This is a genomic window from Hydrogenophaga sp., from assembly GCF_050182545.1.
Lineage (GTDB): Bacteria > Pseudomonadota > Gammaproteobacteria > Burkholderiales > Burkholderiaceae_C > Hydrogenophaga.
Map to the genome: position 1 here is coordinate 48955 of NZ_JBFXCD010000004.1, position 11964 is coordinate 60918.

Annotated in this window: 11 protein-coding genes; 7 read left to right on the forward strand and 4 right to left on the reverse strand. The window is 67.5% G+C overall.

Annotated elements, in window-relative coordinates:
• The first annotated feature begins 102 nt into the window (after positions 1–102).
• From urtA to urtE, 5 genes are all read left to right on the forward strand, one after another.
• Positions 103–1392 carry an urea ABC transporter substrate-binding protein gene (gene urtA, locus AB7P10_RS05730; protein WP_428292876.1) on the forward strand — a complete coding sequence of 430 codons (1290 nt, stop codon included), beginning with the start codon at positions 103–105 and terminating at the stop codon, positions 1390–1392.
• A 268-nt stretch (positions 1393–1660) separates the two neighbouring features.
• Complete coding sequence (urtB, locus tag AB7P10_RS05735; protein WP_428293091.1) at positions 1661–3208, forward strand: urea ABC transporter permease subunit UrtB; 1548 nt, start codon at positions 1661–1663, stop codon at positions 3206–3208.
• Positions 3205–4323: an urea ABC transporter permease subunit UrtC gene (urtC, locus tag AB7P10_RS05740; RefSeq protein ID WP_428292877.1), complete on the forward strand. Its 1119-nt coding sequence runs from the start codon at positions 3205–3207 to the stop codon at positions 4321–4323. Before urtB ends, urtC begins: the two co-directional genes overlap by 4 nt.
• Positions 4320–5195 (forward strand): urea ABC transporter ATP-binding protein UrtD, encoded by an 876-nt coding sequence (urtD, locus tag AB7P10_RS05745; protein WP_428292878.1) that lies wholly within the window; start codon positions 4320–4322, stop codon positions 5193–5195. The genes urtC and urtD overlap by 4 nt, the downstream gene beginning before the upstream one ends.
• Before the next feature lie 12 nt (positions 5196–5207).
• Positions 5208–5900, forward strand: a complete 693-nt coding sequence (urtE, locus tag AB7P10_RS05750) for an urea ABC transporter ATP-binding subunit UrtE (protein ID WP_428293092.1) — start codon at positions 5208–5210, stop codon at positions 5898–5900.
• Between the two features lie 13 nt (positions 5901–5913).
• On the opposite strand, the gene AB7P10_RS05755 is transcribed toward urtE, so the two are convergent.
• A complete protein-coding gene (locus AB7P10_RS05755; RefSeq protein WP_428292879.1) occupies positions 5914–7665 on the reverse strand; it encodes a response regulator in 1752 nt (583 codons plus the stop codon).
• Positions 7666–7792: 127 nt separating this feature from the next.
• On the reverse strand, positions 7793–8626 hold the full coding sequence (locus AB7P10_RS05760) for an urease accessory protein UreD (protein ID WP_428292880.1): 834 nt from the start codon (positions 8624–8626) through the stop codon (positions 7793–7795).
• Positions 8627–8751: 125 nt separating this feature from the next.
• Here AB7P10_RS05760 and AB7P10_RS05765 point away from each other — a divergent pair, with 125 nt between their 5' ends.
• Together AB7P10_RS05765 and AB7P10_RS05770 are read left to right on the forward strand one after the other, a co-directional pair.
• A complete protein-coding gene (locus tag AB7P10_RS05765; protein ID WP_428292881.1) occupies positions 8752–9348 on the forward strand; it encodes a phage tail protein in 597 nt (198 codons plus the stop codon).
• Positions 9345–10175: a hypothetical protein gene (locus tag AB7P10_RS05770; RefSeq protein WP_428292882.1), complete on the forward strand. Its 831-nt coding sequence runs from the start codon at positions 9345–9347 to the stop codon at positions 10173–10175. The genes AB7P10_RS05765 and AB7P10_RS05770 overlap by 4 nt, the downstream gene beginning before the upstream one ends.
• A 4-nt stretch (positions 10176–10179) precedes the next feature.
• On the opposite strand, the gene AB7P10_RS05775 is transcribed toward AB7P10_RS05770, so the two are convergent.
• Positions 10180–10677 (reverse strand): nucleoside deaminase, encoded by a 498-nt coding sequence (locus AB7P10_RS05775; protein WP_428292883.1) that lies wholly within the window; start codon positions 10675–10677, stop codon positions 10180–10182.
• A complete protein-coding gene (locus AB7P10_RS05780) occupies positions 10674–11705 on the reverse strand; it encodes an ABC transporter substrate-binding protein (RefSeq protein ID WP_428292884.1) in 1032 nt (343 codons plus the stop codon). Before AB7P10_RS05780 ends, AB7P10_RS05775 begins: the two co-directional genes overlap by 4 nt.
• Between the last annotated feature and the right edge of the window lie 259 nt (positions 11706–11964).

The window sequence follows — 11964 nt, forward strand, 5'->3', positions numbered from 1 at the left end:
TTCCCTAGCATCCAGTTGTCCGCTGTGCCACGTCCGAAGAGGGCAGCCGGCGGCGCCAACACCCACCCCATCACGGGACCACAGGAACACTGGAGAAGCGCCATGTCAAAGACCCCCCAATCAGCCCGCCGGTTCACCCTCAAGACCCTGGCCGCCGCCGCCACGGTTGCCACGCTCGGCTTCACCGGCCTGAGCGCCCACGCGCAGGAGACCATCAAGGTCGGCGTGCTGCACAGCCTCTCGGGCACCATGGCCATTTCGGAAACCGTGCTCAAGGACACGGTGCTGATGGCCATCGACGAGATCAACGCCAAGGGCGGCGTGCTGGGCAAGAAGCTCGAGCCCGTGGTGGTGGATCCGGCCTCCAACTGGCCACTGTTCGCCGAGAAGACCAAGCAGCTGCTGACGCAGGACAAGGTCGCCGTCATCTTCGGCTGCTGGACGTCCGTTTCGCGCAAGTCGGTGCTGCCGGTGGTGGAAGAAGCCAACGGCCTGCTGTTCTACCCCGTGCAGTACGAGGGTGAGGAGCTGAGCAAGAACGTGTTCTACACCGGTGCCGCGCCCAACCAGCAGGCCATTCCCGCCGTGGAGTACCTGATGAGCAAGGACGGTGGCTCGGCCAAGCGCTGGGTGCTGCTGGGCACCGACTACGTGTACCCGCGCACCACCAACAAGATCCTGCGCGCCTTCCTCAAGAGCAAGGGCGTGAAGGAAGAGGACATCATGGAGGAGTACACCCCCTTCGGTCACTCCGACTACCAGACCATCATCGCCAACATCAAGAAGTTCGCTTCTGCCGGCGAGAAGACGGCCGTGGTCTCCACCATCAACGGCGACTCCAACGTGCCGTTCTACAAGGAACTGGGCAACGCCGGCCTCTCGGCCAAGGACGTGCCGGTGGTGGCCTTCTCGGTGGGTGAGGAAGAGCTGCGCGGCGTGGACACCAAGCCGCTGGTGGGCCACCTGGCCGCCTGGAACTACTTCATGAGCATCAAGAGCCCGGCCAACACCGAGTTCGTGAAGAAGTGGAGCGCCTACGCCAAGGCCAAGAACATCCCCGGACACAAGGACAAACCCCTGACCAACGACCCCATGGAAGCGACCTACATCGGCATCAACATGTGGGCTCAGGCCGTGGCCAAGGCCAAGTCCACCGACACCGACAAGGTCATCGCCGCGATGGCTGGCCAGACCTTCAAGGCACCGGGCGGTTTCACCAGCACCATGGACAAGGAAAACCACCACCTGCACAAGCCGGTGTTCATCGGTGAAGTCAAGGCCGACGGCCAGTTCAACGTGGTGTGGAAGACGCCGGGCCCGGTGGTTGCCGATCCGTGGAGCGACTACATCGCCGAGAACAAGGGCAAGAAGAACGTGGCGATGGTGAAGTAACGACTCCCCCCTGCGCCGCTGACGCGGCTTCCCCCCTCCGTGGCGCGCCTTCGGCGCTTCGAGGGGGACGGCATCTGGGGCCGGCGGAGCCGTCCCTCGATGCCTCTTGATCGGGCGAGGGTTGGCGTGGGCCGACCGCGTCTCGGTCGTGGGGTGGTCCGCTCCCTCTCCCGCTGGGAGAGTGTGGGCGTGAGGGCGGTTTTTTCGTTGAGGGATTGACATGACGTTTCGTGGGCTCCGGTTGCTGGGGTTGGGGGTGGCGCTGTGGATGGGCCTGGGTACAGCCCAGGCGCTGACCGCCGCCGACGCGCTGGCCGTGGTCGAAGGCGATACGGACGCCCGCATCGAGACCATCAACCGCCTGGCCGCCGAGCCCGACCCGCGTGCCACCGCGCTGATCCGTGCCATGGCCGACGAGGCCGTGCGCGTGCAGGGTGAGCGGGTGTTCATCGTCGAGGGCGAAGGCGCCATCGACGCCGTGACCGGCGAGACGCTGGCCACGCTGCCCGAAGATGCCGGCGACGTGATGATCAACAACCGCCTGCGCAGTGCCATGGACAACGCGCTGGCTGGCATGGAACTGCTGGGCGCGCCGCCCGATCGCCAGCGCGAAGCCGCGCGCACCCTGCAGCGCTCCGCCTTCGAGGAACCCGACCCGAGCCAGCTCGCGCTGATCGACAAGGCGTTGTCCGGCGAGCTGGATGCGCAGGCGCGGCAGAGTCTGGAGTTGGCCCGGGCGGCGGTGCTGCTGGCCAGCGAAGACCCGGCGCAGCGCCTCTCGGCCGCGCAGAAGCTGGGTGAAGCCAAGCTGCCCATCGTGCGGCCCTTGCTGCAACAGCAGATCGACCAGGAGAGCGACGCGGGCGTGAAGGCCGCGCTGCTCGATTCGCTCAAGGGCATCGACCGCATGCTGGCCGTGGGCAACGCCCTGGCCCAGGCCTTCACCGGCATCAGCCTGGGCAGCATCCTGCTGCTGGCGGCGCTGGGTCTGGCCATTACCTATGGCCTCATGGGCGTGATCAACATGGCGCACGGCGAGCTGATCATGATCGGCGCCTACGCCACCTGGCTCGTGCAGTCCTTCTTCCGCGCCTCGCTGCCCGAGTGGTTCGACTGGTACCTGCTGGTGGCCATGCCGGTGGCCTTCATGGCCTCGGCGCTGGTGGGCGCGGCCATGGAGCGCTCGGTGATCCGCTTTCTCTACGGCCGCCCGCTGGAGACGTTGCTGGCCACCTGGGGCATCAGCCTGGTGCTGATGCAGGCGGTGCGCAGCCTGTTCGGCGCGCAGAACGTGGGCGTGGAGAACCCGTCGTGGATGAGCGGCGGCATCACGCTGCTGGGCAACCTCAACCTGCCGTGGAACCGCATCATCATCATCGGCTTCGCGCTGGCGGTGCTGCTGGGCGTCACGCTGATGATCGGCAAGACGCGCCTGGGCCTGTTCGTGCGCGGCGTCACGCAGAACCGGCCAATCGCTTCCTGCATGGGCGTGAACACCGCGCGCATCGACACCTACGCCTTCGCGCTGGGCTCGGGCATCGCCGGGCTGGCGGGCTGCGCGCTCAGCCAGATCGGCAACGTCGGCCCCGACCTGGGGCAGAACTACATCGTGGACTCGTTCATGGTCGTGGTGCTCGGTGGTGTGGGCCAGCTCGCGGGCACGGTGTACGCGGCGCTGGGCCTGGGCATGCTCAACAAGTTCATCGAAGGCTGGGCCGGCGCCGTGCTGGCCAAGATCGCGGTGCTGGTCTTCATCATCGTCTTCATCCAGAAGCGGCCGCAGGGCATCTTCGCCATGAAAGGGAGGGAGGTATGAGCGCCCCCGCCACGTTGCCCACACCGGGCCCGCTGCTCACCCGCACCGGCTGGAGCGCCTTCGTGGTCGCGCTGCTGGGGGTCTGCGCGGTCGCGCCGCTGCTCAACCTGTTCGTACCATCCGACAGCGCCTTCCACCTGAGCGACTACATGGTCGGCCTGCTGGGCAAGATCATGTGCTACGCCATCTGCGCGCTGGCCATGGACCTGATCTGGGGCTACACCGGCATCCTGAGCCTGGGCCATGGCCTGTTCTTCGCGCTCGGTGGCTATGTGATGGGCATGTACCTCATGCGCCAGATCGGGCTGGACGGCAACTACAAGAGCGAGCTGCCCGACTTCATGGTGTTCCTGGACTGGAAGGAACTGCCCTGGCACTGGGCGCTGTCCGACAGCTTCATTGCCACGCTGCTGCTGATCGTGCTGGTGCCCGGCCTGGTGGCCTTCGTGTTCGGCTACTTCGCGTTCCGCTCGCGCATCAAGGGCGTGTACTTCTCCATCATCACGCAGGCGCTGACCTTCGCTGCGCTGCTGCTGTTCTTCCGCAACGAGACCGGCTTTGGCGGCAACAACGGCTTCACCGATTTCAAGCGCATCCTGGACCTGCCGATCGCCACGCAGGGCATGCGCATGACGCTGTTCGTGATCACCGGCCTCACGCTGCTGGGCTTCTACCTGTTCGCGCGCTGGCTGGTGGGCAGCAAGTTCGGCCGCGTGCTGCAGGCCGTGCGCGACGCCGAGAGCCGCGTCATGTTCTGCGGCTACAACCCGCTGCCCTACAAGCTCACCATCTGGACCATCTCGGCCGTGATGTGCGGCGTGGCCGGCGCGCTGTACGTGCCGCAGGTCGGCATCATCAACCCGGGAGAGATGAGCACCGCCAACAGCATCGAGATCGCGATCTGGGCCGCGGTGGGTGGGCGCGCCACGCTGGTGGGGCCGATCATCGGCGCCTTCATCGTCAACGGAGCCAAGAGCTGGCTTACCGTGACCTTCCCCGAGTACTGGCTCTACGTGCTGGGCGCGCTGTTCATCGTCGTCACGCTCTACATGCCGCAGGGCGTGGTGGGTCTGGTGAAGAAGCTGCGGCCAGCGAAGGAAGGGGGCAAGGCATGACGCCCGACCTGATGGAAGAAGGCGCCCAGCGCTACGAGCGGGTGGCCATTGCCGGGCACACCGGGGCCACCGAGTCCGGTGGACGCCAGGCGGGCTTCTCGCGCCTGCTCACGCCAGGTGAAGTCGACACCACGCACGGCCGCATCCTGTACCTGGAAGACGTGAGCGTGAGCTTCGACGGGTTCAAGGCCATCAACAAGCTGAGCCTGGACATCGCACCGGGCGAACTGCGCTGCATCATCGGGCCCAACGGCGCGGGCAAGACCACGATGATGGACATCATCACCGGCAAGACCCGGCCCGACGCGGGTCAGGTGTTCTTCGGCAGCACGATCGACCTGCTGCGCTACCGCGAGGCCGAAATCGCGGCCATGGGCATTGGCCGCAAGTTCCAGAAGCCCACAGTGTTTGAACACCTGAGCGTGTTCGAGAACCTGGAGCTGGCGCTGGCCACCGACAAGCGCGTGCGCCGCTCCATGGTGTTCCGGCTCACGGGCGAGGAAAAGGACCGCCTGGGCGAGGTGTTGCAGACCATCCACCTGGCCGACAGCGCCGCGCGCCTGGCCGGGCTCCTCAGCCACGGCCAGAAGCAGTGGCTGGAGATCGGCATGCTGCTGATGCAGGACCCGAAACTGCTGCTGCTGGACGAGCCGGTGGCGGGCATGACCGACGAGGAAACCGAGCGCACCGCGCAGCTTTTCCTCACGCTCAAGGGCCAGCACTCGCTGATGGTGGTGGAACACGACATGAGCTTCATCCGCACGATCTCGGAGAAGGTGACGGTGCTGTGCGATGGCGCGGTGCTGGCCGAGGGCACGCTCGACGAGGTGCAGGCCGATGAGCGGGTCATTGAAGTCTATTTGGGAAGGTAAGCGGAGATGAGCCTGCTCAATGTCAAGGACATCAACCAGTACTACGGCGGCAGTCACATCCTGCGCAATGTGAGCCTGCAGGCCGAGCTGGGCCAGGTCACGGTGGTGCTGGGCCGCAACGGCGTGGGCAAGACCACCTTGCTCAAGTCGCTCATGGGCCTGGTGCCGATCAGGAGCGGCGGCATCGAGCTCGACGGCGTGCCGATCCACAAGACCACGCCCTACGAGCGCGCGCGCATGGGCGTGGGCTTCGTGCCGCAGGGCCGCGAGATCTTTGGCCGCCTCACGGTGCAGGAAAACCTGCTCATGGGCCTGGCCACGAAGAAGGGCGGCACGCCTATCCCCGCCGAGCTGTTCGAGCTGTTCCCCGTGCTCAAGCAGATGCTGGGGCGCCGGGGCGGTGATCTCTCGGGCGGCCAGCAACAGCAACTGGCGATCGCGCGCGCGCTCGCGGCTGGCCCGAAGCTGCTGATCCTGGACGAACCCACCGAGGGCATCCAGCCCAACATCATCAAGGACATCGGCAAGGTCATCCGCACGCTGGCCGATCGCGGCAACATGGCCATCGTGCTGGTGGAGCAGTACTACGATTTCGCGGAGGCGCTGGCCGACCGCTACGTGGTGATGGAGCGCGGCGAGGTGATCGCCAGCGGGCCGGGCAGCGAGATGCAGGCCAAGGGCGTGCGCCAGCTGGTGGCGATCTAAGGCTGCGCCGCAGTCAGTCCGCCGCCGGCCGCGCGTCGCCGGGATCTGCGCTGGCGGAGGTGGCGGCAGCTGCGACGCTGGCGCTGTCTTCCTCGGCGGCGCTGTCGACCTGGGCGTGCCGGTACCCTGCCGGCAGCGAGATGCCGCCGGCGGAGGTCTGGCCACTGGTGCGCTCGCCCAGCCGGGTTAATGGCGCGGTGGAGTGGTAGTGCGCGCGCAGGGCCTCGGCGCGCTCGTGCAATGCCGGGTAGGCGTCCATGCGCTCGGCGTAGCGCTGCAGCACCTGGTGTGCGGATTCGATCAGCTTGGCGTTGCCGGTGCGTTCGCCCGCCTCCAGCAACTGCTCGACCGTGCCCTGCGGGTTGTCCTTGAGGCTCAGCGTCATGGCCTCCTGGGTGATCTTGAGCACCCGGGTGTGCCCCGCGCGGATGCGTTCGGCGTGGTCAGCGGCGCCCGAGGCAGCACAGGCCAGCAGTTCGGTCATGGCGCGGCTGGTGCAGAAGCGCAGGGCCAGGGTGTCGACCGCGCCCTCGGCATCCGGCATGGGCAGCGAGCGCGCGACGAGCTTGCTCATCAGCATGAGCAGGTTGCAGGCCGATTCAACGTCGAAGTCCGGCTGCAGGATGTCGTTGGCCAGGCGCCGCACGTCGTCCTGCGCCCGTGCCGTGTGTTGCTGCTGCAATGCGAGCAGGCTCTCCGCCATGGACAGCAGGCGGTGCGGCCTCGCCGGGGCTGAACTGCGGTCGCGCAGGCGGGTGAGCTGTTCCACCGTGCGTTGCAGGCCGCGCTGGTCGTTGTTGTCCAGGCGCGCGAAGGCCAGCAGCAACAGCGCCTGGGCGTCGAACATCTTGGAGTCCAGGCCCAGGCGGGTGGCGCGGTCGAGCAATTCCACGCCTTCGCTCTTCTCGCCCGTGTAGTACGCCAGCATGCCGGTCTTGAGCAGGCGGCTGATGGAGGAGGGCGTCAGGCGCGTGGCCATCTGGTAGGTGGACAGGGCATTCTGGAAGTTGCCCAGCTCGAACTGCGCGCGGCCCATCACGTCGTACGCATCGGCGTAGGCGTCGTCGTCGTGGATCAGGCTCTCCAGTGTGGTGACGGCCTTGGCGGTCTGCCCGCTGTCGAGCTGCGCGCGCGCCACGCCCAGGCGCGCCCACGGAAGGGTCTTGGCCTCGATCACGGCTTCGTACAGCTTCTGGGCCTCGGCGACACGCCCGCCGCGCAGCATCAGCTCCGCGCCGATGCGCGCCGCGTACAGCCAGTAGGCCTGGCGCGACTCGAAGCGCGCCTGGCACAGCGTGGCGGCGCGTTCGAAGTCCTGCGCGTCGATGGCGCTGAAGATGTCCTGCAGCGCGAGCTTGCGCGCGCGCGCCTGCACGATGCGGTCGGCCAGGCGTGCGGCGGTGTGCGGCTTGAGCAGGTAGGCGTCCAGCGCCGATTCGGCGGCTTCGGCCACGCGCGCGTAGCTGGCCTCGGCGGTGATCATGACGAACACCGTGTGGAAGGGCAGCAACTGGTTGCGCCGCAGGTCGTCCAGCAGGTCCTGGCCCGACTGGGATTCGCGTTCAAAGTTCTGTTCGCACAGCACGACGTCGAAGCTGTGGCTTTCGAGCTTGCGACGCGCGTCGGTCAGTCGCGAACACTGCGCCACGGTGGCCAGCCCCAGGTCGCGCAACTGCGAGACGAGGATGGATCTCGACTGCAGATTGCCTTCGATGACCAGGGCATGGGCATCGTGGAGGTGGATGGGGGGGGAGGGCGTGAACATGCGCGGAGCCGACGGGCGAACGCGGGCGCCCCGAGGCGTCTGCGCATTCTGCGCCGCGCTGCCTGCCTCCGGTGGGCGAAAGTGCGGGGTGATTCCGGCCTTGTTCCGGCGCGGCCGGGAACGGGGCTCAGACCTTCCAGATGCGCGGAGCCGTGTTCGGCAGGTCCCAGGCCTCGGTGCGCAACACCGCCCAGGCGCTCTGGAACAGTGCCATCAGGGGTTCGACCAGCGGCGCCACGGCCCGCAGCACCAGCACTTGCGGATGCGGGCAGGTGGCCCCCGCCTGCACGCTGGTCAGCGTGTTCCTGTCGATGCAGGCGCGCACCGTGTCGAGCAAGCGCTCGCGCCGCTCCCGCGCCAGCGCGACGCCGCTGGCCAGCCACAGCGTGCCCAGACAGCGCTGGCCGCCCAGGCCCAGGGGCGAGCCGAGCAGGCGCGTATCGGCCGCGTCGATGCGCGAACGCTCCAGCCACACGCCCGGGATTTCCAGGTGCTGCGTGAGGCTGCCGCGGTCGAATGCCTGCCCGGCGGTGGGCAGGCCGAGCGCGCTCACATCCCAGCCGATCAGCTCGGCGCCTTCGGCCAGCGTGGCGCGCAGTGTGTTCTGCGCCAGGCAGCCGGGGTAGGCGATGGTCTCCAGCGGCAGCCATTCGAGCCGCGCGCCGGCGTCCAGCGTGAGTTCGACCTGCTGCGCCGCGACCGGGCCGTCGGTCCGGTAGAAGCGCGTGGCACCGGGCGTCGAGATCAGGCCGTGCGCCCCGGCACCGGCACGCACGCGCACATCGAGCAGATCACCGCCGACCAGCCCGCCAGGCGGGTGAACGATCACGTTGTGGCAGATCGCGGGCCCCTCGGGGTAGAGGCTTTTGAGGATGCGCAGAGGGCCGTCGTGCTCGAAGCGGGCGGTGGTTTTCTGGTGCTCGGACCTCAGGTCGAGCGAAAGGCGGGCATGCCAGGACATGGGCGAAAGTGTAAGAGGCGCGAAAAACTAGTTCTTTTGCGGTATTCCTCCGGGTCCCCGTGCTTCCTAGCATCGGCGCCGGCCACGCCGCTGTGGCGTTTGTCACAACCAATCAGGAGGAAAAAATGAGTGCCGAACCCTTTGTCGGGGAAATACAGATGGTCGCGTTTCCGTTCGCGCCCAAGGGCTTCGCCCTGTGCGATGGGAGTCTCCTGCCCAGAGACCAGTACCCCGCGTTGTATTCGCTGATCGGTGTGACCTACGGCGGCGATGGCGTCACCACCTTCGCGCTGCCTGATCTGCGGGGCCGCCACCCGGTTGGTGCGGGCGTCGGCCCGGGTTTGCAGCCGGTGCAAGTGGGTCAGAAGGGCGGATCTGAAGCCGTGACCCTGAACACCAACCAGCTGCCGTCCCACACGCACACGGCGACGGTGCAGCCCGGCGCGCACGCGCAACAGAACTGCTACGCCGGTATTGGCTCGCTCACCAGTCCCACCGGCGCGATTCCATCAGAGGTGCTTGAACCGCTCAATGGCGGCGCCTTGCAGGCCTTTGCCACCCCGGGTGCGGCCAACCAGACCATGGCTCCCTTGCCGCTGTCTCTGCAGGTCGGCGTGGCCGCTACCGGTGGTGGTGCACCGGTGGGCATACGCAACCCGTATGTCGGTGTGCATTACGTGATTGCGCTGGAAGGGCTTTATCCCACGCGGGGTTCCGCATGAGCCACCGCACACATCACTCTCTGTCCACACGCCGGCTGATGCTCGCGGTGCTGGCCGCCTCGCTCGTGAGCGCCTGCGGTGGCGGCGATGGCCCCGCCCTCAGCGCGCCGGCGATCGAGCACCCCGTTGTTTATGCCGGGTCCGGCGTGCCCACCGCTGCCGTGGGCCGGGATGGCGACTACTTCATCAACGACCAGACCGGTGAGATGTACGGACCGAAAGCCGCAGGTGTCTGGCCCACGGCGTCCATTTCGCTGGTCGGCCCGCCGGGCGCGGATGGCGCCCCTGGCGCCGCAGGAGCCCCTGGGGCAACGGGGCCAGCGGGCCCCACCGGGGCACCGGGTGCCCCGGGTGCCCCGGGTGCCCCGGGTGCGACAGGCCCAGCGGGGAGCACCGGTCCTGCGGGTCCTGCAGGGCCCGCGGCAATGGAATTCAGCTGGGCCTTGTCCAGCGGCAACGTGCAGGCACCGGGCACCTACTCGCTGATGGGAGGCTCCTCTGCGAGCATCGTGAGTTCACGCTATGCACAGCTGCTGCCTCAGAGCTGCGGCACCGGCACACTGCGGGTTGCCTCGCTGGGGATTCCCGCAGCGGGCCAGACGCACCAGTTCACGCTGTTCCACGCGCCCGGCCCCTCACCCACGGTGGCCGGGCTGCTGGCCAGTCCGTTCTCCTGCACGATCGACGATGTGGCACGCAGCTGCACCGTGTCGGGTGTTGCGGGCTTCAATGCGGGCGACGCGGTGGAATTGCAATGGACCAACAGCGCCACCATTGGGAGCCAGGCCACGCCTGGGGGCATCGCGATCTCGTTCGGTTGCACCTGATGGCTCAGGCGGCCCTCCAGAAACCCCGGTGCGGTTCGCTGGCCTCTTCGATCAACACCGGCCCGATGCATTCGATCGGGTGCGGTGAAGCGTTGAACACATCGCGGCACGAGAGTTCGGCGTCGCGCTGCTCGGCGCGTTCGCCGCGGAACACGCGCAGGCTCACGGCGTCGATGCCGAACACGACGCGCCCGATGTTGCTCCAGAAGATGGCGCCTGCGCACATCACGCAGGGCTCGGCCGACGAGTACAGCGTGGCGCGTGCGAGCGTCTCGCGGTCCACCACCGGGCTGAGCTGGCGTACCGCGTTGGTCTCGGCGTGGCCGGTGCAGTCGCCGGTCTCGCCGGTGTTGCACCAGGCCTCGGCGAGCACGCGACCGTCGTCGGCGACCACCACCGCGCCGAATGGCCGGTTGCCCCGGTCCCGCGCCACGCGCGACCAGGCAATGGCCTGGCGCAGGTAGGTGCCGTCGCGCTCGCTCAGTGTGTGCGCCGGCGTCATGCCGAGATCAGGCGATCGCGCTGCGCGGGCAGCATGGCGCGGTTGAACACGCCTTCCACGCCGGGTCGCGTCTTGAGGCCGAACACCTCGGCCACTTCGTCAACCTGCTGCTCCAGCGTGCGCTTGAACACGTCGCCGAGCCCATGGCTGCGCGTGTCGGTCGCCGCAATGTACTCGCGTGTGATGCGCCAGCGCTCGAGCTCGACGGCCTCATTGAGGATGGGCTCGCGCACCTTGGTGGCCGCGATGGCAGCGACCGGATCGGCGAACGACGCCTGAATGGCGCGGTTGGTCGCGCGAAGAAAGCCGGCCACTGCGCCGGGGTTCTGCGTGATCATCGCGTTGCTCGCCAGGATCGCGTTGCCGTACAGGTTCACGCCGGCGTCGGTGTACTTGAGCACCGACAGATCCTCCAGCTTCATGCGCGCGAACAGCGAGACCGCGGAATCGTGGAAGTAGGTGGCGGCGTCGACGTCGCCGCGCACCATGACGTTGTCGCGTGCCGAGAAGTCGGTGGTGGACCACTGGAAGAAGTCGTCGCCCACACGCAGCTTGCGCGCCACCATGGGCCAGGCGCGGCGCGTCGACTCGACAGCCGCGGCCGCGACCTTCTTGCCCTGGAGGCTGCGGAAATCGCTGGTGATGCCGCGGTCCTTGCGGCCGATGATCGCGAACGGTGCGCGGTTGTAGTACTGGTAGACGGCCTGCACCAAAGGGGTGCCGGTCTGCTTGGCCTGGAACTCGATGAGCGAGCTGATGTCGCCCAGGCCCATCTGGTAGACGCCGCTGGCGATGCGTGTGATGGAGGCGACCGATCCCGATCCCACGTCGATGCTCACGTCCAGGCCTTCGTCCTTGTAGTAGCCCTTGCTCTGGGCCAGGAAGAAAGGCGAGGTCTGTCCGGTGATGCGGAAGTCGAGCGTGAACTTGATGGGCGTGAGCGTGGGTGCGGACTGGCTCCAGACGGTGGGAGCGGCCAGGGCCGAGACGGCGGCGGCGGAAGAAGCGAGGAAGTGACGGCGTTGCATGGCAAGGCTCCGGTGACATGGACTTGTGGCAACCCCGCGGACCACAGGACCACGGGGACGTACAAGAGCAATTTCCGGGCGGGTGGCGGGCACCTGCTGAACGCTTCTACTCTGCGCAGCGCCCGCATGCACGAGCCGTGCCAAGCGCTTTTCACCATGCCGGTGCACCGCGGTGGCCTGCCTTTTGCTAGCATGTCGACCCAGAGTAGAAGCGTTCGGCCCGCGCCTTGCGGGACAGGAAATTGCTCTTGAGTTCCCT